The organism is Kineococcus rhizosphaerae, from assembly GCF_003002055.1.
Taxonomy (GTDB): domain Bacteria; phylum Actinomycetota; class Actinomycetes; order Actinomycetales; family Kineococcaceae; genus Kineococcus; species Kineococcus rhizosphaerae.
Genome location: NZ_PVZF01000005.1, coordinates 143,220 through 165,494 on the forward strand (window position 1 = coordinate 143,220; position 22,275 = coordinate 165,494).

19 protein-coding genes are annotated in these 22,275 nt (G+C 73.7%); 9 read left to right on the plus strand and 10 right to left on the minus strand.

What is annotated here, in order from left to right; translation table 11 throughout:
* Nucleotides 1-33 precede the first annotated feature (33 nt).
* Both phoH2 and CLV37_RS11615 read right to left on the minus strand, forming a co-directional pair.
* Nucleotides 34-1,380 carry an RNA 5'-3' helicase PhoH2 gene (gene phoH2, locus CLV37_RS11610; protein ID WP_342762268.1) on the minus strand — a complete coding sequence of 449 codons (1,347 nt, stop codon included), beginning with the start codon at nucleotides 1,378-1,380 and terminating at the stop codon, nucleotides 34-36.
* A 387-nt stretch (nucleotides 1,381-1,767) separates the two neighbouring features.
* On the minus strand, nucleotides 1,768-2,529 hold the full coding sequence (locus CLV37_RS11615; protein ID WP_106210416.1) for an isoprenyl transferase: 762 nt from the start codon (nucleotides 2,527-2,529) through the stop codon (nucleotides 1,768-1,770).
* Between the two features lie 172 nt (nucleotides 2,530-2,701).
* Between CLV37_RS11615 and CLV37_RS11620 the strand changes: the two genes are divergently transcribed.
* Together CLV37_RS11620 and trhA are read left to right on the plus strand one after the other, a co-directional pair.
* Entirely contained in the window at nucleotides 2,702-4,042 is a 1,341-nt protein-coding gene (locus CLV37_RS11620) for an extracellular solute-binding protein (protein WP_106210418.1), read from the plus strand.
* A gap of 48 nt (nucleotides 4,043-4,090) precedes the next feature.
* Complete coding sequence (trhA, locus tag CLV37_RS11625; protein WP_106210420.1) at nucleotides 4,091-4,762, plus strand: PAQR family membrane homeostasis protein TrhA; 672 nt, start codon at nucleotides 4,091-4,093, stop codon at nucleotides 4,760-4,762.
* A gap of 21 nt (nucleotides 4,763-4,783) precedes the next feature.
* Here trhA and CLV37_RS11630 read toward each other — a convergent pair whose 3' ends face one another.
* The gene (locus CLV37_RS11630; protein ID WP_106210422.1) at nucleotides 4,784-6,835 is read right to left on the minus strand and encodes a thioredoxin domain-containing protein; all 2,052 of its coding nucleotides are present in this window, start codon (nucleotides 6,833-6,835) and stop codon (nucleotides 4,784-4,786) included.
* Between the two features lie 76 nt (nucleotides 6,836-6,911).
* On the minus strand, nucleotides 6,912-7,274 hold the full coding sequence (locus CLV37_RS11635) for a hypothetical protein (RefSeq protein WP_106210763.1): 363 nt from the start codon (nucleotides 7,272-7,274) through the stop codon (nucleotides 6,912-6,914).
* A gap of 52 nt (nucleotides 7,275-7,326) precedes the next feature.
* On the opposite strand from CLV37_RS11635, the gene CLV37_RS11640 reads away from it, so the two are divergent.
* Nucleotides 7,327-8,256: a Gfo/Idh/MocA family protein gene (locus CLV37_RS11640; protein ID WP_106210424.1), complete on the plus strand. Its 930-nt coding sequence runs from the start codon at nucleotides 7,327-7,329 to the stop codon at nucleotides 8,254-8,256.
* A gap of 1 nt (nucleotide 8,257) precedes the next feature.
* On the opposite strand, the gene CLV37_RS11645 is transcribed toward CLV37_RS11640, so the two are convergent.
* Both CLV37_RS11645 and mca read right to left on the minus strand, forming a co-directional pair.
* A complete protein-coding gene (locus CLV37_RS11645; protein WP_106210426.1) occupies nucleotides 8,258-8,506 on the minus strand; it encodes a hypothetical protein in 249 nt (82 codons plus the stop codon).
* On the minus strand, nucleotides 8,503-9,381 hold the full coding sequence (mca, locus tag CLV37_RS11650; RefSeq protein ID WP_106210428.1) for a mycothiol conjugate amidase Mca: 879 nt from the start codon (nucleotides 9,379-9,381) through the stop codon (nucleotides 8,503-8,505). The genes CLV37_RS11645 and mca overlap by 4 nt, the downstream gene beginning before the upstream one ends.
* Before the next feature lie 139 nt (nucleotides 9,382-9,520).
* On the opposite strand from mca, the gene CLV37_RS27570 reads away from it, so the two are divergent.
* Nucleotides 9,521-9,982 carry a DUF4307 domain-containing protein gene (locus tag CLV37_RS27570; protein WP_170127207.1) on the plus strand — a complete coding sequence of 154 codons (462 nt, stop codon included), beginning with the start codon at nucleotides 9,521-9,523 and terminating at the stop codon, nucleotides 9,980-9,982.
* A 123-nt stretch (nucleotides 9,983-10,105) separates the two neighbouring features.
* Nucleotides 10,106-10,603, plus strand: a complete 498-nt coding sequence (gene greA / locus CLV37_RS11660; protein WP_106210430.1) for a transcription elongation factor GreA — start codon at nucleotides 10,106-10,108, stop codon at nucleotides 10,601-10,603.
* 69 nt (nucleotides 10,604-10,672) lie between these two features.
* Here the strand turns inward: greA and CLV37_RS11665 are convergent, their stop codons facing one another.
* Nucleotides 10,673-11,872 (minus strand): AI-2E family transporter, encoded by a 1,200-nt coding sequence (locus CLV37_RS11665; RefSeq protein ID WP_106210432.1) that lies wholly within the window; start codon nucleotides 11,870-11,872, stop codon nucleotides 10,673-10,675.
* Between the two features lie 157 nt (nucleotides 11,873-12,029).
* Between CLV37_RS11665 and CLV37_RS11670 the strand changes: the two genes are divergently transcribed.
* On the plus strand, nucleotides 12,030-13,457 hold the full coding sequence (locus CLV37_RS11670) for a sigma 54-interacting transcriptional regulator (protein WP_106210434.1): 1,428 nt from the start codon (nucleotides 12,030-12,032) through the stop codon (nucleotides 13,455-13,457).
* Here the strand turns inward: CLV37_RS11670 and CLV37_RS11675 are convergent.
* Nucleotides 13,445-14,131: a rhomboid-like protein gene (locus CLV37_RS11675; protein WP_146149375.1), complete on the minus strand. Its 687-nt coding sequence runs from the start codon at nucleotides 14,129-14,131 to the stop codon at nucleotides 13,445-13,447. The genes CLV37_RS11670 and CLV37_RS11675 overlap by 13 nt on opposite strands.
* Before the next feature lie 222 nt (nucleotides 14,132-14,353).
* On the opposite strand from CLV37_RS11675, the gene CLV37_RS11680 reads away from it, so the two are divergent.
* Nucleotides 14,354-15,832, plus strand: coding sequence for an MFS transporter (locus CLV37_RS11680; RefSeq protein WP_106210438.1), 1,479 nt, complete (start codon nucleotides 14,354-14,356; stop codon nucleotides 15,830-15,832).
* A gap of 59 nt (nucleotides 15,833-15,891) precedes the next feature.
* On the opposite strand, the gene CLV37_RS11685 is transcribed toward CLV37_RS11680, so the two are convergent.
* A complete protein-coding gene (locus tag CLV37_RS11685; RefSeq protein ID WP_425433618.1) occupies nucleotides 15,892-17,373 on the minus strand; it encodes a CoA-acylating methylmalonate-semialdehyde dehydrogenase in 1,482 nt (493 codons plus the stop codon).
* Nucleotides 17,374-17,610: 237 nt separating this feature from the next.
* Here CLV37_RS11685 and CLV37_RS11690 point away from each other — a divergent pair, with 237 nt between their 5' ends.
* Entirely contained in the window at nucleotides 17,611-19,626 is a 2,016-nt protein-coding gene (locus CLV37_RS11690; RefSeq protein ID WP_106210440.1) for a vWA domain-containing protein, read from the plus strand.
* Nucleotides 19,627-19,797: 171 nt separating this feature from the next.
* Complete coding sequence (locus tag CLV37_RS11695; RefSeq protein WP_106210442.1) at nucleotides 19,798-21,042, plus strand: MFS transporter; 1,245 nt, start codon at nucleotides 19,798-19,800, stop codon at nucleotides 21,040-21,042.
* Between the two features lie 18 nt (nucleotides 21,043-21,060).
* Here the strand turns inward: CLV37_RS11695 and CLV37_RS11700 are convergent, their stop codons facing one another.
* Nucleotides 21,061-22,242 carry a cystathionine gamma-synthase gene (locus CLV37_RS11700; RefSeq protein WP_106210444.1) on the minus strand — a complete coding sequence of 394 codons (1,182 nt, stop codon included), beginning with the start codon at nucleotides 22,240-22,242 and terminating at the stop codon, nucleotides 21,061-21,063.
* Between the last annotated feature and the right edge of the window lie 33 nt (nucleotides 22,243-22,275).

Sequence of the window (22,275 nt, forward strand, 5' to 3'; positions counted from 1 at the left end):
CCGGAGCCGGAACCACGCGTATCAAGAGTCGACTCACGCCCCGAAGTCGGCCAGCAGCTCCGTCACGAGCGCCGCCACCGGCGAGCGCTCGGAGCGCGTCAGCGTCACGTGCGCGAACAGCGGGTGGCCCTTGAGGGCCTCGACGACGGCCGCCACGCCGTCGTGGCGACCGACCCGCAGGTTGTCGCGCTGGGCGACGTCGTGGGTCAGCACGACCTTGGAGTTCTGCCCGATGCGCGACAGGACCGTCAGCAGGACGTTGCGCTCGAGGGACTGCGCCTCGTCGACGACCACGAAGGAGTCGTGCAGGGACCGGCCCCGGATGTGGGTCAGCGGCAGGACCTCGAGCATCCCGCGGGCGAAGACCTCCTCGACGACGCGCGGGTCCACGACCGCCTCGAGGGTGTCGAAGACCGCCTGCCCCCAGGGCCCCATCTTCTCGGCCTCGGTGCCGGGCAGGTACCCGAGGTCCTGCCCCCCGACGGCGTACAGCGGCCGGAAGACCACGACCTTGCGGTGCTCGCGGCGCTCCATGACGGCCTCCAGACCCGCCGCGAGCGCGAGCGCCGACTTCCCCGTCCCGGCCCGGCCACCGAGGGAGACGATGCTGACGGTGGAGTCGAGCAGGGCGTCGAGCGCGATGCGCTGCTCGGCCGAGCGGCCCCGGACGCCGAACGCCTCCCGGTCGCCCTTGATCACGCGCAGGTGCTTGTCGGCGGTGACCCGGCCCAGCGCGTGCCCGCGCGGGGAGGACAGGACGACACCGGTGTTGGCGGGCAGCTCCCGGATCTCGGGGGTGTCCAGCCTGCCGTCGTCGTAGAGGGTCGCGACGTCCTCGGCGCTGGCGTCGAGCTCCACGACGCCCGTCCAGCCGGAGTCGGGGGCGAGCTCGGCGCGGTACTCGTCGGCGGTCAGCCCGACCGCGGACGCCTTGACCCGCAGCGGGACGTCCTTGGAGACGACGGTGACGTCGTGACCTTCGTCGGCCAGGTTGCGGGCCACGGCCAGGATGCGGGTGTCGCCGGCCGTGGCCAGCGGGCCGTTGCGCAGCGCCGACGGCAGCGTGGAGACCTCGGAGTGGTTCAGCTCGACGCGCAGCGTCCCGCCCTGGTCGCCGACGGGCATGGGCTGGTCGAGACGCCCGAACTCGATGCGCAGGTCGTCCAGGCGCCGCAGCGACTCGCGGGCGAAGTACCCGAGCTCGGGGTGGTGGCGCTTGCCCTCGAGCTCGCTGACGACGACCAGCGGCAGGACGACGTCGTGCTCGGCGAAGCGGAACAGGGCGCCGGGGTCGGACAGCAGGACGGAAGTGTCCAGGACGAACGTGCGGCGGGTCGGGTCGGGGTGCACGGAGGTGGTCGACACGGAGGTGTTCGGCACGGCGGGGCTGGAGGTGGTGGCCACGAACGTCTCCCGTTCTCGGGAACCCGGTGCGCGTGCGCGCCCGGACTCCCCTCAGCAGCGGCGGACCGGGACTCAGGTCGTCGTGCGGGCGACCCGGGGCCGGGCCTCCCTGCTGCGCTGGGCAGCGTGCACGGTGACCTCCCGAGGGCGGGCAGCGGTTGCTCCCCGTCCGCTCCCGACGGTAGTCCCCCGGCCCCCGCGCGCAGGCAGGAACACGCGCGGGGCTGTGACGAGTGGGTGACATCCGGGCGACCTCCCTGGGGCGCGGCGCGGGGTGGGAATCGGCACGTTGTCCAGCGCTGCGCGCTGGCTCCATCCCCGGTCCCTTTGATCGGGACCGGGGAGTCAGCGTGCCGTCACGCCTCAGGCGCCGTACCGCCGCTCCCGCGCGGCGTAGGACCGCAGCGCGCGCAGGAAGTCGACCTTGCGGAAGTCGGGCCAGAGCACCTCGGTGAAGAAGAACTCAGAGTGCGCGCTCTGCCACAGCAGGAAGCCGGACAGGCGCTGCTCCCCCGAGGTACGGATGACGAGGTCGGGGTCGGGCTGGCCCTTGGTGTAGAGGTGGTCGGCGATGTGCTCGACGTCGAGCACCTCGGCGAGGTCGCGCATCGAGGTCCCGCGGTCGGCGTGCTCGCGCAGCAGCGAACGGACCGCGGCGGCGATCTCCTGCCGGCCGCCGTAGCCGATGGCGACGTTGACGACCCCGGAGGTGATGTCCGCGGTCTGCTCCGCGAGCTCGCGCAGCCGGGCCGCGCTGGGCTCGGGGAGCAGGTCGAGGGAGCCGACCGGGTGCACCTTCCACCGCTTCGTCGCCGCGACCCGGGCGACGGCGTCCTCGACGATCCGGATGAGGGGCTCGAGCTCGTCGGCCGAACGGTTGAGGTTGTCCGTCGACAGCAGGTACAGGGTCACGACCTCGATGCCCTCGTCGGCGCACCAGCCCATGACCTCGACGACCTTGTCCGCCCCGGCGCGGTGGCCGTGGGAGCTGGGGGCGCCGAAGGCCTTGGCCCAGCGGCGGTTGCCGTCGAGGATGATGCCCACGTGGCGGGGCAGCACGTCGGGGTCCAGCGACCGTTCCAGCCGCCGCCCGTACGCGCCGTAGAGGAGATCGCGGAGGCCCATCGGCGCTCACGCTATACCCGGGCCCGACACGGTCGGACGCCGCACGGGGCGTCTTCCTTGACCGGTTGCCACTGGTTACCTAAGTTCTTGTCACCGACGGCGCCGTCGGTGGCCCCGGCCCCGCCCGGGGTCCGCGCTGCCGCGACGACGCGGCTCGTCCCGGAGGAACCGCATGTCCGCCACGACCTCTCGCCGATCGCTCCTGGCCCTGGCCCTGTCCGCGCCGCTGGTCGGCACCGCCCTCGCCGCCTGCGGGGACTCCGGCCCGGCCGGCAGCTCGGGCTCGGGTGGCGGCGGCGGTGGCGCCGCCACGATCTGGATCCTCACCGGTCAGCCCGCCGAGGGCATCCGCACGGATTCGGTCAACGCCTTCAACAAGGCCAACCCCGACTCCAAGCTGACGGTGTCGACGTACCAGAACGACGCCTTCAAGACGAAGATCCGCACGGCCATCGGCGCCAACCAGAGCCCCACGATCATCTGGACCTGGGGCGGCGGCGGGCTGCGTGACTACGTGAAGAACGGCCAGGTCGAGGACCTCACGTCGTTCTTCGCCGACAACGCGGCGTTGAAGGACAAGCTGTTCGCGAGCGCCTTCGGGGCCGCCACGGTCGACGACAAGATCTACGCCGTCCCGTGCGAGAACGTCTCCCCGATCGTCATGTTCTACAACAAGAAGCTGTTCCAGCAGGTGGGGGCGGAGCTGCCCACGACCTGGGACGACGTCATGGCCCTGGTCCCGAAGTTCAACGCCGCGGGCATCGCGCCGTTCTCCCTGGGCGGGCAGTCGCGCTGGACGAACATGATGTGGCTGGAGTTCCTCTACGACCGCATCGGCGGCTCGGAGCTGTTCGACTCGATCTACCAGGGCAAGCCCGACGCGTGGTCGCACCCGGACTCCATCACCGCGCTGACCAAGGTGCAGGACCTGGTCAAGGCCAAGGGCTTCATCAACGGGTTCGCCTCGATCACGGCCGACTCCAACGCCGACCAGGCGCTGCTGTACTCGGGCAAGGCGGCGATGATGCTGCACGGGGCGTGGACGTACTCGTCGATGAAGAGCGACGGCGGCGACTTCGTGACCGGCGGCAACCTGGCGTGGTCGTCGTTCCCGACCGTGACGGGCGGCAAGGGGGACCCGACCGACACCGTCGGCAACCCGTCCTCCTACTACGCGCTGTCCTCCAAGGCCAGCGACGAGGCCAAGACGGCGGCGAAGAAGTTCCTCGCCGAGGGTCTGGTCACCGACGCCACCGTCAAGGCGTGGGTGGAGTCCGGGGCCGTCCCGATCGTCAACGGCTCGGACAGCGAGTTCAGCGGGTCCGACGACGCCGACTGGCTGAAGTTCATCTACGACACGGCCTCGGGCGCGAAGGTCTTCCAGCAGTCCTGGGACCAGGCGCTGTCGCCGACGCAGGCCGAGACGCTGCTGGACAACATCGAGAAGCTGTTCGGGCTCGCCATCACGCCCGAGGAGTTCGCGAAGAACATGAACGCCACCCTCGCGGGGTAGTACCGCGGTAGGTGTCCGGGGCGCAGCCGCGACGGTTACGGTCGGGTCGTGGAGACCGACCTGCCCCGCGCGGCCCTGGCCGCGGTCAAGCCCAGGCTGCGCGGCTGGCTGCACGCCGGCACGTTCCCGGCGGCGCTGGCCGCCGGTGTCGTGCTGGTGTGCCTGGCCCCGACGACGAGCGCCCGCTGGGCCGCGGCGGTCTTCACGACCACCGCGGCCCTGCTGTTCGGCACGAGCGCGGTGTACCACCGCGGGGACTGGTCACCGCGGTGGGCCGGCGTGCTGCGCCGGATGGACCACAGCAACATCTTCCTCATCATCGCCGGCACCTACACCCCGCTGGCGGTGACGACGCTGCCGGCCGCCGAGGCGCGGGGGCTGCTGACGATCGTGTGGGCGGGTGCGCTGGCCGGGATCGCGTTCCGCGTGTTCTGGATCGGCGCCCCGCGCTGGCTGTACACCCCGGTGTACCTGGCCCTGGGCTGGGTGGCGGTGGGCTACTTGGGCGACTTCGCCCGCGGCGGCGGGACCGCGGTCGCGGTGCTGGTCGTCGTGGGCGGGCTGCTGTACTCCCTCGGGGCCGTCGCCTACGGGACGAAGCGGCCGAACCCGAGCCCGCGGTGGTTCGGCTTCCACGAGGTGTTCCACGCGTTCACAGTCGTCGCGTTCGCGGCGCACTACGTGGGGATCTCCCTGGCCACGTACTCCCTCGCCGCCTGAGCCCCCGCCTGACCTCCCGCCTCACTCCCCGCGTGCGCCCACCGCGGCGGCCAGGTCCTGCGGAGACGTCGTCGGCACCTCGCACACCTGCCCGCGGCACACGTACGCCGCGGCCAGACCGCCCACGAGGTCGCGCTGGGCCAGCAGCTCCGGGACCGCGTCGCCGGGCACGCCGCGCGCCACCACGAGCCCGGGGGCCGTCCCGGCCAGCGCGACCCGGTGCAGCGCGGCCGTCCCCGCGTCCGCCGACGCACCGATGACGGCCACCTCGCGCGGCCCGTCCGCGAGGGCCTCGGCGACGGCCAGGCCCCACCCCGCGAACCGGGGCGAGGCCGCGGCGACCGCCCCCGCGGCCCCCAGCGCCGCCACGGCGGCGTCCCGGAAGCGTGCCTCACCGGTCAGCGCCCCGAGCGTGAGCAGCACCCCCGCCGCCGCGGAGCCCCCCGACGGCGTCGCGCCGTCGGAGGGGTCGGACGGGGAGCCCGCCCCGGCGCGCGCGGCCGACAGGGCGGGGTCGACGTCGGCGACGTCGAGCAACCCGTCCTCACCGCGGAACCGGGCGAGGACCTCCTGCCCCAGTTCGAGGGCGACGTCGAAGAACCGCCGCTCCCCCGTCGCGGCGTGCAGGGCGAGCAGCCCCTCGGCGAGGTCGGCGAGGTCCTCCAGCACCGCCGCGGGCCGGCCCACGACGCCGTCCCGGGACACGCGCCGCCAGGACCCGTCGACGCGGTGGACGTCGAGCAGGAACCCGGCCGCCTCGTGCGCGGCGAGCAGCAGGTCGGGCCGCTCCAGCAGCGCCCCCGCCTCGGCCAGCGCCGCGACCGCCAGCCCGTTCCAGGCCAGCACGACCTTGTCGTCGCGGGCCGGCTGGGGACGGTCCGCGCGGGCGGCGGCGAGGCGTTCGCGGACCCGTTCCCAGCGCTCCACCTCCGGCCCGGGGTCCCGCGTCAGTCGCGCGGTGGAGGTGCCGTGCTCGAACGTCCCGGCCTCGGTGACCCCCAGCAGCTCCGCGGCCCACGGCCCGTCGTCGAGGCCGAGGACCTCGACGAGGTCGCCCGGGGTCCACACGTAGGTGGCCCCCTCGACGGCCCGGACGTGCCCGTCGGCGTCCGGCACCGGGGTGTCCGCGTCCAGCGAGGCGGCGAAGGCGCCCTGCGGGGTGCGCAGGTCGCGGACCAGGAACTCGCAGGCGTGCTCGGCGACGCGGCGGTGCTCGGCGTCACCCGTCGCGCGCCAGGAGTGCAGGTAGACCCGTGCCAGCAGGGCGTTGTCGTACAGCATCTTCTCGAAGTGCGGGACGACCCAGCCGGCGTCGACGGCGTAGCGGGCGAAGCCCCCGCCGACCTGGTCGGCGGTGCCGCTGCGGGCCATGGCGGTCAGGGTCCGCTGCACCAGACCGGCCGCGACGGGCGAGCCGGTGCGGGCGGCGTGCCGCAGCAGGAACTCGCACACCATCGACGGCGGGAACTTCGGGGCCCCGCCGAAGCCCCCGTGGACCACGTCCTCCTCGGCGGCCAGCCGCGCCACGGCGGCCTCGAGGTCGTCGGGCCCCGGGACCGCGCCGGACGCGGGGACCATGGCCGCGAGCGCCGCCGCGATCCGCTCGCTGGAGGCGAGGACCTCCTCCCGGCGTTCCCGCCACGCCTCGCTGACGGCGGCGAGCACCTGCCGGAAGGAGGGCAGCTGCGGGTGCGGGCGGTCCGGGAAGTACGTCCCGGCGTAGAAGACCTGCCCGTCGGGGGTGCAGAACGTCGTCATGGGCCAGCCGCCCTGCCCGGTCATCGCGGTCGTGGCGGCCATGTGGACGGCGTCGACGTCGGGGCGTTCCTCGCGGTCGACCTTGACGTTGACGAACCAGGCGTTCATCTCGGTGGCGGTGGCCTCGTCCTCGAAGGACTCGTGGGCCATGACGTGGCACCAGTGGCAGGCCGCGTACCCGGTGGAGACGAGGACGGGCACGTCGCGGCGGCGGGCCTCGGCGAACGCCTCGGCGCCCCACTCCTGCCAGTCGACGGGGTTGTCGGCGTGTTGGAGCAGGTAGGGGCTGGTGGAGCGGGCGAGGCGGTTGGGCACGGGACCACCGTGTCACGGGGTCCGGACCCCGGACACCCGGGACGCGATCACCACGGACACGAGCGCCGCGGGTTCCTCACTGCCCGAAGGAGTACCGCAGGTCCGCGTTGATCAGCTGCTGCACCCGACGGCGCAGGTGCCCGAGCAGCGACGGACCCGGCAGCTCGCCGGCGACGAACAGGGTCCAGCGCAGGTCGGTCCCCTGGTGCCCGGCGTCCCAGGGCAGGTCGAAGCGCAGCCGGGCGTCGGGGCGCACGGGCCACAGCGAGGACCAGACGACGAGGTGCGGGGCGTCGAGGTCCACCACCTCGGGCCGGACCTCGTCGGGGCGCAGGTCCAGCCAGGGCCGCGCCGGGTCGCGGTCGGGGTGCACCAGCGCCTCGCAGACCACGTGCGGCGGGGCGGGCTGGTTCCTGCGCCGCGAGCCCGCCTCGATCACGCCCAGGACGGTAGCCCACCGCACCCGCGGGCAGCCCGGTAGCGTCGTCCGCGTGAGCACCCCCACCCGGTTCGGCGTCCTCGGCACCGGGCACTGGGCCCGCACCACCCACGGCGCGGCGCTGCGCGCGCACCCCGACGTCGAGCTCGTCGGCTTCTGGGGCCGCGACCCCGGCCACGCCCGGGCGGCCGCCGAGGAGCACGGGACCCGCGCCTACGCCGACCTCGACGACCTGCTCGCCGACGTCGACGCCGTGACGGTGGCGCTGCCGCCGGACGTGCAGGCCGACGTCGCGGTGCGCGCCGCGGACGCGGGCCGGCACCTGCTGCTGGACAAACCCCTCGCGACCTCGCTGGAGGACGCGGTGCGGGTGGTGGAGGCGGTGCAGCGCAACGCGGTCGCCTCGGTGGAGTACCTCACGTACCTGTTCCAGCCCGACATCACCGGCTGGCTGGACGGGATGCGCGCGCTGGCGGCCGAGCACGGCCCGTGGGAGGGCGGGGTGTTCCGCTGGGCGGGCACCATCGACGCCCCGGGCAACCCCTACGCGGGCTCGGCCTGGCGGCGCGAGCGCGGCGGGTTGTGGGACACCGGACCGCACGCCCTGAGCGTCGTCCACGACCTGTTCGGCGACGTCGAGCGCCTCGCGGCGGCCCGGGGCCCGCGCGACGCGGTGACCGTGGCCCTGGAGCACGCGAACGGGGCCGGCACGGCGCTGGCGCTGACCCTGACGGCCCCGGTGGGGACCGGCGGGTCGTTCGCGACGGTCTGGGGCCCGGGCGGCCGGCACGACCTGCCGCGCTTCGGCGGCACCCCGCAGGAGGGGTTCGGCCGGGCCGTGGACCGGTTGCGCGAGGCCGCGCGCACGGGTGAGCCGGACCCGCTGGACGCGGCGAACGCGGCGCGGGCCGTCGCGGTCCTGGCCGCGGTCGAGGAGCACCTCGCGCGGCCGGGCTCCACGACGGCCGTCCCCCAGCCCTGACTCAGCCCTGAGGGCCGCTGCGCTCCCGAGCCTCGGCCTCGGCCTCGGCCTTCGCCTCGGCCTCGGCGCGCGCCTCGAGGTTCACCCGCCGGATGCGGCGGGCCATGCTGCGCCCCAGGAAGTACACGGCCACCGCGAGCACGAAGAGGATCAGGAAGCCCTTCAGCCCCGGGGTGACGAGGTCGGCGTCGACCTTCGGGGTCGCGGTCGCCGAGGGAGTCACCGTGGCCAGCAGGAACGACGTGATCACGGCCGCAGCCCCGCGAACAGGTCGGTCTCGGGCGTCGTCGTGGGCACGTGGCTGATGGCGAGGTGGAAGTCCTCGGTCGGCCACAGCTCGCGCTGCAGGTCCAGGGGGACGCCGAAGAACCAGCCGTCGGGGTCGATCTGCGTGGCGTGCGCGAGCAGCGCCCGGTCGCGCGTCTCGAAGAACTCCCCGCACTCCACGCGCGTGGTGATCTCCAGCTCGGTGCGCTTGCCGGGCTCCTCCTCCGCGATGCGCTTCATCCACTCCGCGAAGGGCGACTCCTTGCCCTGGGCGATGAGCGCCTCGTGGAAGGTGCGCATCCGGTCGCGCGAGAAGCTGGCGTGGTAGTAGAGCTTCGACGTCCGCCAGGCCTCGCCGGCCTTGGGGAACCGCTCGGGGTCGGCGGCGGCGTGGAAGGCCGCCAGGGACACCGTGTGGGTCATGATGTGGTCCGGGTGCGGGTAGCCGCCGGACTCGTCGTACGTCGTCATGACGTGCGGGCGGAACTCGCGCACGACGTGCACGAGAGCGTCGACGGTGAACTGCTCGGGCGTCAGCGCGAAGCAGCCCGCCGGCAGCGGCGGCAGCGGATTCCCCTCGGGCAGCCCGGAGTCGACGTAGCCCAGCCAGCGGTGCTGCACCCCGAGGATGCGGGCGGCCTCGGCCATCTCGTGCCGGCGGTACTCCCCCATGTCGCGCAGCAGCGACGCGTTCTCCTTCAGCCGGGGGTTGAGCACGTCCCCGCGCTCCCCGCCCGTGCACGACACGACGAGCACCTCGACGCCCTCGGCCACGTACCTGGCCATCGACGCCGCACCCTTGCTGGACTCGTCGTCCGGGTGGGCGTGCACGGCCATCAGCCGCAACGTCTCCGCCACCGTGGCTCCTCTCACACAGGTCTGCCGTCGTCACCCCCGCGGCGGGGGTGCGACCATCGGGGTCCATCCTCGCCGATCCGCGGCGCCCACCGAGCACCGCCCTCGACCCGCCCGCCCCCGCAGCAGGAGCCCCGACCTCGTGAGCAGCCCCCAGGCCCCCCGGGACGTCCCTCGACCCGCCGACCGGCCCCTGGACCCCGACGTCCTCGCCGCCCGGTACGGCCGTCGCCCGCCGCGCAGCGGGCCGCCGTGGTACCGGCGCCCGGCGCGGCTCGCCGCCGCGGTCGTGGGGGCCGCGCTCGTCCTGGCGTACGGCGTGTGGCTGGCGGTCGCGCAGTCCCAGGGGCCCTCGTACACCGAGATCAGCCACGAGGTCCTCGACGACCGGACGGCGCAGATCCGGTTCAGCGTGACCCGCGACCCCGGGACGGCCGTGCGCTGCCAGGTGCACGCGCTGGACGACTCCTCCTCCGAGGTCGGCCTGCTGCAGGTGGACGTGCCCGCCTCGCCCGAGAGGGACGTGGAGGAGACGGTGCAGGTCAGGACCACGTCGAGGGCCGTCACCGTCGGGGTCGAGTCCTGTTCGGCGGTGTCCTCCTGAGCCTTTCGGGGCTAGGCTTGTCCTTTCGAGTCGCTCGCTCCCGCGGTCGCGGGGCCGGGCGACTCGGTTTTTTGCGCCGGGGGGCAGGAGGCCTCCCGGGAGGTACGTGACAGGGAGCAGACCGTGAGCGAGACGACCACCGGCAGCACCACGTGGCTGACGCAGGACGCCTACGACCGCCTCAAGGCCGAGTACGAGCACCTCGCCGGTGAAGGCCGCACGGAACTGGCCAAGCGCATCGAGCAGGCGCGCGAGGAGGGCGACCTCAAGGAGAACGCCGGCTACCACGCGGCCAAGGAGGAGCAGGGCAAGCAGGAGCTGCGCATCCGGCAGCTGCGCCACCTGCTGGAGACCGCCCAGGTCGGCGACGCCCCGGTGTCCGCCGCGGGCGAGGTCTCCCTCGGGCACGTCGTGACCGTGGAACTGGCGGGCGACGAGATGAGGTTCCTGCTCGGCAGCCGGGAGATGGGCGACGCCGCCGGTCTCGACGTCTACTCCGAGAAGTCCCCGCTCGGTTCGGCCATCCTGGGCCACAAGCCCGGTGACGAGGTCCAGTACACGGCCCCCAACGGCAAGGTCTTCCCCGTCAAGGTCGTCAGCTCCGAGCCGTACACCGGCTGAGCGCCCGCTCCGGGCGCGCGGTGGCGCGGCGCCCGGTCCCCGAGCGCCGCGCCACCACGTACCTGCCGGCTAGCGCCGCAGCTCCCCGTCACCGGCGACGGGCCGCTCGTGCTCGGTGGCGTCGTTGGGCGCGGGGGTGTCCGGGGCCAGCGGGGCGTCGGAGTCCTCGATCTGGCGGACCTCCTCGCTGGGGCGGCCACCACGGGCCAGCGCCCCGACCCCGGTCTTGAGCACCGCCACCAGCGGCACCGCGAACAGGGCCCCGACGATGCCGAAGACGGTCGCCCCGCCCGCGACGGCCAGGATGACGGCCAGCGGGTGGACCGCCACCGCGCGCCCCATGAGGAACGGCTGCAGCAGGTGCGACTCGACCTGCTGCACGAGGATCACCACGCCCAGCATGATCAGGGCGGTCACGAAGTCGTGGGCGACGAGGGCGACGAGCACGGCCACCGTCCCCGACAGCAGCGCACCGACGATCGGGATGAAGGCGCCGAGGAAGACCAGCAGCCCCAGCGACGTCGCCAGGGGCACCTTCAGGACCGCCGCGCCGATCGCCACGCCGAGGCCGTCGACGAAGGCCACGATGATCGTGGCCCGCATGTAGTGCGTCAGCGTCACCCACGACTGCCGGGAGGCGTCGTCGAGCGGGTCGCGGGCCGGGACGGGCAGCAGGTGCAGCAGCCAGGACCAGATCCGGCGCCCCTCCAGCAGGAAGAAGAACGACGTGAACAGGCAGATGAAGAACCCGGCGACGACGTGCCCGGCCGTGGACACGACCCCCGTGGCCCCGGCGATGAGGGTGTTCTTGTTGTCCGAGATGGCCGTCTCGATCTGCGACACGTAGTCGGAGATCGCCGTCGAGGTCAGGTGCAGCGGGCCGGTGGACAGCCAGCGCTCCACCTCGGTGACCCCCTGGGTGGCCGAGTCGGCGAGCTTGGACCACTGGCTGGAGGCCTGCGAGCCCACGATCGTCACCAGGCCGGCCACGATGCCCGCGGCCACGAGCAGCGTCACGAGCACCGAGACGGCCCGCGGCACGTGCAGCCGCAGGTTGAGCAGGTTCACCACCGGGGACAGCAGCGCCGTGATGAGCATGGCGATGAGCACCGGGATGAAGATCTCGCTGACGAAGCTGAGGCCGTAGGCCAGCAGCACGACACCGGCGACGACGATCACGAACCGCCACGACCAGTCGGCGGCCGTCCGCAGGGCCGGGCTGACGTACGGACGGTGGACCGCGTCGGGTCCCGGGGGGCGTTCGGACATGGGGATCATCCTGCCCCCGTGCAGGTCAGGGGGCCTGCGGGGGCCGGGACGAGCACGGTTCCACCACACCGCGGGCACGGGGCGCCCCCGCGGCCGGGCCGCGGGCCCGCCCCGGACCCCGTCGCCAACTCGGCGGAGCGGACGTAGGTTCACCCGTGTGAGCACCAGCGACACCTCCACGCTGCCCCTCGAACCCCCCGCCGACCTGCCCCGCACCCTCGGCGCGCTGCGCGCCTCCGGCCACGAGCACGTGTCCGTCAAGGACGAGCTGCGCGCCAACCTCGTCGCCCGCATGAAGGCCGGCCAGGACCGCTTCCCCGGCGTCGTCGGCTACGAGGACACCGTGGCCCCCGAACTCGAACGGGCCCTGCTCGCCGGGCACGACGTCGTCCTGCTCGGTGAGCGCGGCCAGGGCAAGACCCGCCTGCTGCGCTCCCTGGTCGGCCTGCTCGACGAGTGGACCCCCGTCATCGAGGGCTCAGAGCTCAACGAGCACCCCTACGCGCCGCTGACCCCCGCCTCCCGCCGCCGCGTGCGCGAGGAGGGCGAGGACCTGCCCGTGGCCTGGTTGCACCGCTCGCTGCGCTACGGCGAGAAGCTCGCCACGCCGGACACGTCCGTCGGCGACCTCATCGGCGACGTCGACCCCGTCAAGGTCGCCGAGGGCCGTGCCCTGGGCGACCCCGAGACCATCCACTTCGGCCTCGTGCCCCGCACCAACCGCGGCGTCTTCGCGATCAACGAGCTGCCCGACCTCGCCGAGCGCATCCAGGTCTCCCTGCTGAACGTGCTGGAGGAGCGCGACATCCAGGTCCGCGGGTACCAGCTGCGGCTGCCGCTGGACCTGCTGCTGGTGGCCAGCGCCAACCCCGAGGACTACACCAACCGCGGGCGGATCATCACCCCGCTCAAGGACCGGTTCGGCGCCGAGGTCCGCACCCACTACCCGCTGGAGCTGTCCCTGGAGGTCGACCTCGTCCGACAGGAGGCCGCCACGGTCGCCGAGGTGCCCGAGCACCTGCTGGAGGTCATCGCGCGGTTCACCCGGGGCGTGCGCGAGTCCCCGGCCGTCGACCCCGCCTCGGGCGTCTCGGCGCGCTTCTCCATCGCGGCGGCCGAGACCGTCTCGGCGGCGGCCCTGCGCCGGCACGCGCTGTCGGGGGAGGTCACCGCGCCGGTGGCGCGCGTGGGCGACCTGCACACCGTCGTCAGCGTCCTGGGCGGCAAGGTCGAGTTCGAGCAGGGCGAGGAGGGCCGTGAGATCGAGGTCCTGGAGCACCTGCTGCGCACCGCGATCGCCGAGACCTACCGGTCCCTGCTGGGCGGGGCGGAGCTGTCCGGGTTCTCCGAGCTCGTCACCGGCGGCCGGACCATCGAGACCGGCGACCTGGTCCCGGCCGAACGGCTGCTGGAGCAGGTGGGGACCGTCGCCGGGCTCGCGCAGGTCCTGGACCGGCTCGGGCTGGCCGACGCCACGCCCGGGCGGGCCGCGTCGGGCGTGGAGTTCGTCCTGGAGTCCCTGCACCTGACCCGGCGCCTGGACAAGCTCGTCCTCGACGACGGCCGCACGGTCTACGGCAGCTGAGCGCGGGCCGGCACCGGCCGGGCGGAGGCGTCCCGTCCTCCCCCGGCCGCGGCTGCGGCCACGGCGGAGGTCGCGGCCCGGTGCGCGACCTGGGCCAGTCCCAGGCCCACGACGAAGGCCACGAGGTGCCCGACGGCGGTGAAGTCGGGGGCGATCAGCAGGACGGCCACCAGTCCCGCCACCGGCAGCACGCAGTAGGGGAACCGCGGGCGGCGCGGGACGCGGGCCGCCAGCAGCCCGAACAGGCACGCCATCCCGTAGCTGACGCCGACGTCCGGGGCGTGGGCCACGCCCGGGTCGAGCCGGCCGTGGGTGAGGCCGGCGGCGATGACGACCGCGACGAACAGCGTCGCCCCGACGTGGCCGACGCCGAACACGACGATCGTCGCCAGCCGCCCCAGCCAGCGCTGGACGGCGACGAGGGCCACGACGAGCGGGAGCAGGATCACGAGCCCCGTAGCGTGCGGGATGACGACCGAGGACGCGACGAGCACCCGGAACGGGGAGTGCCGCAGGTTGTCGACGTTCGTGCTGGCTCCCTGGACGTACTCGTACTGCTCGCGGGGCGTCCCGCGGTGGACGCCGACGAAGACGACCAGGACGGTCAGGACGTAGAGGACCGCCAGGTCGGTGCCGCGGGCCGACAGCCACCCGGGGCGGAGGAGGGTGCGCACCGCTCCAGTGTCGGTGCGCACCCCGTGTCCCGCGTGGGGAAGCCCTGTCCTCCCGCCAGGACCGGGCGGGAGGGCGCACGGCCCGTCGCGACGGAGCCGCGGGGCGGCTCCTTGACCTGTGACCGGTGGCGTCCTAGTTTCATGAGGCAAGCGCTTTCCGTCGCTGTGCACCCGCATGCTCCGCGCGACGTCGCGCGGTGCGGCCGTCGTCGAGGAGGACGCATGAGCCAGGTCACCGGAGGCACGTCGGCCTCCCTGCGGCTGTCCCGGTCGGGGGGCGGCCCGCTCCACACCCGCGTGTGGGTCTTCCTCTTCCTCGGCTGGGTCGTCAGCTACGCCGACCGCACCGTCACGGGCCCGATCGTCTCCTGGATGATCTCCGAGCGGGCCGGGTTCATCGGGGACGCCGCGAACCCGGCCACCATCGGCGGGCTCGTCGGGTCGATGTTCTTCACCGGCTACATGCTCACCCAGTACGCCGGCGGGCGCCTCGGCGACCGCTTCGGGCACCGCGACATGCTCGTCGTCAGCCTGGTCTGGGCCGGTCTGACCACCGTGCTGTCCGGCGTGGTGACCGGGCTCGTCGCCTTCGTCGCGGCCCGGGTGCTGACCGGTCTCGGCGAGGGGGTCTTCTACTCCAACGACCGGACCCTGGTCATCGCCACCACCCCGCCGCACCGGCGCACGCTGGGCCTCGGCGTCGTCGCCAGCGGGCTCACCGTGGGGCTGACCATCGGGCTGGTTGCCACGCCCTGGCTCATCGACCTCGGGACCGCGGTGGGGCTCGGCGGCCACGCCTGGGCGATGCCGCTGTACGTCTGCGGCGCGGCGACCCTCGTCGTGGGCCTGCTCAGCCGGCGCTTCTTCACCCGCGAGAGCGGCCGACCGCTGCGCCTGGGCCGCCCGGCGGGCCGGCTCGCGCTGCACTCCGCCCCCGTCTTCGCCGCGATCGTCGTGCTGTTCCTGCTCTCCGAGGAGTTCGGCTGGCCGTCCTGGCTGACCGCCGTCGGCTCCGGGGTGCTGGCGGCGCTGATGATCGCCTGGGTGGTGCGGCAGGTCTCGCGCGAGAACGTCCGCGGCACGCCCGGGCGGGCCCTGCTGAGCCGCGACGCGTGGCTCGTCTACACGGCGTTCATCGCGGTGATGTGGAACCTGTGGTTCTTCAGCTTCTGGTCCGTCGAGATCGTCCGGGAGGTGTCCGGCAGCTCGCTGCTCACGGCGTCGCTGACCGCGGCGTTCAACGCGGGCGCGGGGATCGTCGGCATGCCCGTCGGCGGCTGGCTCGCGGACCGGCAGGTCCGCCGCGGGCGGGGCCGCAAACCCCTGGCCATCGCCTGTGCCGCGGCGCACGCGCTGCTGGCGGCCGCCTTCGGCCTCACCATCGCCTCCGGGCACCCGTCGCTGTGGATGATGGGGGGCGTGCTGTTCACCGCCGGCCTGTTCTTCAACGCCCTGCAGCCGATCGTGCACAGCATCACGGGCGACCTGGTGGACGCGGCCGACCGCGGCTCGGTGTTCGGGATCTTCAACCTCGTGGCCGAGATCGGCGCCGTCGCCAGCCCGGTGGTCGGCGGGCTGCTGCGCGACGCGACGGGTGACTGGGTCCTGGCCGTGTTCGTCGCCGCCGCCGTCATGGCCGTCTCGGTCGTGCTCTACGCTCTCGTGCGCGAGAAGGCGCCCGCCGCGCTGCAGCCGGCCTGAGCACTCCCCCGGCCGCTCCCGGTCACCACCTGCAGTGACGGGGAGCGGCCGGGTGCGGGTCAGTCGTTCTGGGGGAAGCCCAGGTTCAGGCCCCCGTGGGAGGGGTCCAGCCAGCGCTCGGTGACGACCTTGCCGCGGGTGAAGAAGTGCACGCCCTCGGTGCCGTGGGCGTGGCTGTCGCCGAACAGCGACTGCTTCCAGCCGCCGAAGGAGAAGTACCCCACCGGCACCGGGACGGGCACGTTGATGCCGATCATGCCGACCTGGACCTCGTTGCGGAACTTGCGCGCCGCGCCGCCGTCGTTGGTGAAGATCGCCACGCCGTTGCCGTAGCGGTTGGCGTTGATGAGCTCCAGGCCCTCGTCGTAGCCCGAGACGCGGACCACGGACAGGACCGGCCCGAAGATCTCGTCCGTGTAGATGGACATGTCCGTACCGACCTTGTCGAACAGGGTCGGGCCGAGCCAGAACCCGTCGGCGTCACCGTCCGGGACGACCTCGCGGCCGTCGATGACGAGCTCGGCGCCTTCGGCCACACCCGCGTCGACGTAGCCGGTGACCTTGTCGCGGTGCGGGCCGGTGACCAGCGGGCCCATGTCGCAGCCGCGGCGGCCGTCGCCGGTGCGCAGGGTCGCCACCCGCTCCTTGATCTTGGCGATGAGCTCGTCGGCGACGGAGTCGACCGCGACCAGGGCCGAGACCGCCATGCAGCGTTCCCCGGCCGAGCCGAACCCGCCGTTGACGGCGGCGTCGGCGGCCAGGTCCAGGTCGGCGTCGGGCAGGACCAGCATGTGGTTCTTCGCCCCGCCCAGGGCCTGCACGCGCTTGCCGTGCTTCGTGCCGGTCTCGTACACGTACTGCGCGATCGGGGTGGAGCCGACGAAGGAGACCGCGGCCACGTCGGGGTGGGTCAGCAGCCCGTCGACGGCGACCTTGTCCCCGTGCAGGACGTTGAACACCCCGTCGGGCAGGCCCGCGTCCTTCCACAGCTGGGCGATGAAGTTCGCCGCCGAGGGGTCCTTCTCGCTGGGCTTGAGGACGACGGTGTTGCCCGCGGCGATGGCGATGGGGAAGAACCACATCGGGACCATCGCGGGGAAGTTGAACGGGGAGATGATCGAGACGACGCCCAGCGGCTGGCGGATGGAGAAGACGTCGACCTTGGTGGAGGCGTTCTCGGTGAACGCGCCCTTGACGAGGTGGTTGATGCCGCAGGCCAGCTCGACGATCTCCTGACCGCGCGAGACCTCGCCCAGGGCGTCGGACAGGACCTTGCCGTGCTCGGCGGTGATGATCTCGGCCAGCTCGGGCTTGCGGGCGTTGAGCAGCTCGCGGAACTTGAACAGGATCGTGGTGCGCCGGGCCAGGGAGGTGTCGCGCCAGGCGGGGAAGGCGGCCTTGGCGGCGGCGACCGCGGCCTCGACGTCCTCGCCGGAGGCCAGGCCCAGGGTCTTGGTGCGCTTGCCCGTCGCGGGGTCGTACACGTCCGCCGTGCGGTCACCGGAACCGGCCGTGGCGGCACCGGCGATCCAGTGCGTCACGTGCGGCAGCTCGGCCGCACCGGCGTCGGCGGTGGTGCTGGCGGTGGTGGTGGTCACGGAGGCCCTCCTCGGACGTCGGCGGCGGGACGAACCCCGCCACGGTGCGATCGGGGAGCATCATGCCACTCCTCGACCCACCTTTGTCCAGACAAACTGTCATGACCTTTCCCGCGGGGGCGACGGATCGACGGGGCAACCCCGTGGCGTGCCCGCGGGAGCCGACGTAGCGTCGCCGTCGTGGCACGTGACGCGTGGAGCAGGCGACGGGGCGGTCGGTACCGGTACGGCGAGTGGGCGGGCGGACCCGACCCGCTGGCCCCGCCCTACGACGTCCGCGCCGCCCTCGACGAGGTCGGCCGGGAGGTCCTGGGCGGCGGCTCGCTGCGCGAGGCCCTGCGCAACCTCCTGCGCAACGGCCCGGACGGCCGCTCCGGCCTGGACGACCTGCGGGCCCGCGCGGCCCGGATGCGCCGCGAGGCCGCCCGCCGCGGCGACCTCGACGGCGCCCTGACCAAGGCCCGCGCCCAGCTCGACCAGGCGCTGGCCGCCGAGCGCGAGGAGCTCGCCGGCCGCGACGGCGACGACGCCCGCTTCGCCGAGGCCCGCCTCGACGCCCTGCCCCGCTCCACCGCGCAGGCCGTGCGCGACCTCGAGGACTACCCCTGGACCTCGGAGCAGGCGCGGCAGCAGTACCAGCAGATCCTCGACGCGCTGCGCGAGGACGTCGTGGGCCAGCAGTTCAAGGGCATGAAGGACGCCCTGCAGAACGGCAGCCCCGAGACGATGCAGGCGCTCAAGGACATGATGAGCGACCTCAACGACCTGCTGGCCAAGAAGGCCCGCGGCGAGGACACCCCCGAGGACTTCGCCGAGTTCATGGACAAGCACGGGGACACCCTCGGCGAGGAGGGGGTGGAGACCCTCGACGACCTCGTCGACGCCCTCGCCCGCCGCGCCGCCGCGGCCTCCCGGCTGATGCGGTCCCTGTCCGCGCAGCAGCGCGAGGAACTGTCCTCGCTCATGCAGCAGGCGATGGGTTCCGACGTCGACCTGCAGGCGCAGATGGCCCAGCTCAACGACAACCTGCGCGCCCTGCGGCCCGACCTCGACTTCTCCCGGGGTGAGCGCGTCCGCGGCCGCGGGGACGAGCCGCTGGGGTACGGCGAGGCCGCCGACGCCCTGCAGGACATCTCCGAGCTCGACGACCTGCTCGACTCCCTCGGCCAGGAGCACCCCGGCGCGACCCTCGACGACGTCGACGTCGAGGCGCTGGAACGCCAGCTCGGCCGCGGCGCCGCCGACGACCTGCGGCGCCTGCGCGAACTCGAGCGCGAACTGCAGCGGCAGGGCTGGCTGACGCGGAACTCCGAAGGACTCACGCTCTCCCCCAAGGCGTTGCGACGCCTGGGGCAGACCGCGCTGCAGGAGGTCCTCGGCCGGCTGGACACCGGTGGCCGCGGCGACCACGAGAACACCGACGCCGGGTCGGGCGGCGAACCCACGGGCGCCACCCGGCGCTGGCAGTTCGGCGACGAGCAACCCCTCGACGTCGTGCGCACCGTCTCCAACGCCCTCAAGCGCGGCACCGCCTCCGGCGGGGCGGTGAAGCTGTCCTGGGAGGACTTCGAGGTCGTCGAGACCGAACGCCGGGCCGGTGCCGCCGTGGCGCTGTGCGTCGACCTGTCGTTCTCGATGGCCGCCGAGGGGCGCTGGGGCCCCATGAAGGAGACGGCGCTCGCCCTCTCGCACCTCATCGCGACGAAGTTCCCCTACGACGAGCTGCAGATCATCGGGTTCGGCCTGCACGCGGCGCCCATGACCGTCGGGGAACTGGCCGAGGTCGAACCCGACTTCGTGCAGGGCACCAACCTGCAGCACGCCCTGAGCATCGCCCGCCGGCACGTGCGCCGGCACCCCGACGCCGAACCCGTCGTCCTCGTCATCACCGACGGCGAACCGACGGCGCACCTCGACGACTCGTACGGCACGCCCCAGGCCGTGTTCCAGTGGCCGCCGACGCCCGAGACGATCCGGGCCACGGTCCACGAGGTGGACCTGCTCACCCGGTTCGGCGCGACGATCAACCTGTTCATGCTGGGCGAGGACCCCGGCCTGCGCCGGTTCGTCGACGCCGTGGCCCGCCGCAACGGTGGGCGCGTGCTGTCCCCCAGCCCCGACCGGCTCGGGCAGTACGTCGTCGACGACTACCTCAAGGCCCGCGCCGGCCGACGCTCCGCCCGCCGCGCCTCCTGACCACGGCGATCAAGGAATCCTCCGCGGCGATCAAGGACGCCCGCCCCTCCTCGGCGGACGACGTTCCTTGATCGCGGTACAGGGTTCCTTGATCGCGGTACAGGGTTCCTCGATCGCGGCGGGGCGGAAACGGCATGGCCGGGGACGGCGGGGGTGTGGCAGCGTGCCCGGGTGAGCACCGCCGCCCGGGTCGTGGAGACCGTCCTGCCCCGGCGGCTCGGCACCGGGTTCCGCTGGCTCATCGCCTCCAGCTGGGCGAGCAACCTGGGTGACGGGCTGGCCCTGGCGGCCGGTCCCCTGCTCGTGGCGTCACTGACCCGCGACGCGTTCCCCGTCGCCCTGGCGGCGCTGGCGGCGTGGTTGCCGCCGCTGCTGTTCGGCCTCAGCGCCGGGGTGCTGTCCGACCGGGCCGACCGGCGGCTGATCGTCGTGACGGTCGACGTGGCCCGTGCGGTGCTGCTGGTCGCGCTGGCGGCGGTCGTCGCGACCGGCCACGCCACGGTCCCGCTCGTCCTGGGGGCCCTGTTCCTGCTCGCCACCTGCGAGGTGTTCGCCGACAACACCGCGAGCACGCTGCTGCCGATGCTGGTCGGGCGCGACGACCTGGCCGTGGCGAACGCCCGCGTCCAGACCGGGTTCGTGACGGTCAACCAGCTCGCCGGCCCCCCGCTGGGGGCGGCGCTGTTCACCCTCGGCGCCGCCTCGCCGTTCGCCGCGCAGGCCGGGCTGTGCGCGCTGGCGGGCGTCTTCGTCAGCCGGTTGCGGCTGCCCGCCCGTGACCCGCGACCGCCGTCGAGACCGTGGCACGACGTCGTCGAGGGGATCCGCTGGAGCGCCCACCACGCGGCGGTCCGCACCCTCGTCGTGACGATCTTCACCTTCAACGTCACGTTCGGCGCCGCCTGGTCGGTCCTCGTCCTGTACGCGACGCAGCGCCTGGGCCTGGGGCCCGTCGGCTACGGCCTCGTGACGACGGCCGGGGCGGTCGGCGGCGTCGCGGGCACGCTGGCGTACGGCTGGATCACCCGGCGCGTCTCGCTCGGCGACCTCATGCGGGTCGGCCTCGTCGTGGAGACCCTGACCCACCTCGCCCTGGCGCTGACGACGAACCCGTGGGTCGCGCTGCCGGTCTTCGTGGTGTTCGGCGCCCACGCCTTCGTGTGGGGCACCACGTCGATCACCGTCCGCCAGCGCGCCGTGCCGCACGAGCTGCAGGGGCGGGTCGGCGCGGTGAACACCGTCGGGACGTTCGGCGGGCTCGCCATCGGCAGCGGGGTCGGCGGCGTCCTGGCCCAGCACCTCGGGGTGAGCGCGCCGTTCTGGTTCGCCTTCGCGGGCTCGGCGGTGCTCGTCGCGCTGCTGTGGCGGTCCCTGACCCACGTGGCGCACGCCGACGAGGACCCGGCCACCGCGTGACCGGGCCCCCGCCGGGTCTCAGCCCAGGGCCTGCGCGAGGTCGGCGACGAGGTCGTCGGCGTCCTCGATCCCGACGGACAGGCGCACGAGGTCGTCGGGGACCTCCAGCAGCGACCCCGCCACGGAGGCGTGGGTCATCTTCCCGGGGTGCTCGACGAGGGACTCCACGCCGCCCAGGGACTCCCCGAGGGTGAACAGCTCGGTCGCCCCGCACACCGCCAGCGCGTCGTCGACCGAGGCGGTGCGGAACGAGATCATCCCGCCGAACCGCTTCATCTGCCGGGCCGCGACGTCGTGGTTGCGGTGCTCGGGCAGGCCCGGGTACAGGATCCGCGTCACGCGCGGGTGCGACTGCAGGAACTCCACGACGCGCTCGGCGTTGTCGCAGTGCCGTTCCATCCGGACGGCGAGGGTCTTCAGGCCCCGCTGCACCAGCCAGGAGTCGAACGGGCCCGGGACGGCGCCCATGGAGTTCTGGTGGAACCCGATCCGCTCGGCCAGGGACTCCCCGCGCCCGTCGTCGCCGTCGCGCACGACCACCGCGCCGCCGACGACGTCGGAGTGCCCGCCGGCGTACTTCGTCGTGGAGTGCACGACGAGGTCGGCGCCCAGGGTCAGCGGGGTCTGCAGGTAGGGGGTGGCGAAGGTGTTGTCGACGACGAGCAGCGCGCCCGCGGCGTGGGCGATCTCGGCGATCGCGGCGATGTCCCCCACCGTCAGCAGCGGGTTGGTCGGGGTCTCCAGCCACACCAGCCGGGTGCGGCCGGGCCGGACCGCCCCGCGCACGGCGTCCAGGTCGGCCAGGTCCACCGGGGTGTGCTCCACGCCCCACGGCTCGGCGACCTTCTTCACGAGCCGGTAGGTGCCGCCGTAGGCGTCGTTCGGGATGACGACGTGATCGCCGGGGCGGCACAGCGCCCGCAGGATCGCGTCCTCGGCGGCCAGCCCGGAGGCGAAGGCGAACCCGGCCGCGCCCTGCTCCAGGGCCGCGAGCTGGGTCTCCAGCGAGGTGCGCGTCGGGTTGCCCGAGCGGGAGTACTCGTAGCCGGTGCCCAGCCCGGTCCGCAGCGCGCCGACGCCGTCCTGCTTGTAGGTGGAGACCTGGTAGATCGGGGTCACGACGGCGCCGGTGGCGGGGTCCGCCTCCTGGCCGGCGTGGATCGCGCGGGTCGAGAAGCCGGGGATCTGCTCGTCAGTCACGGGGCGAGCCTACGGAAGCCCGTCCCCCGCGGC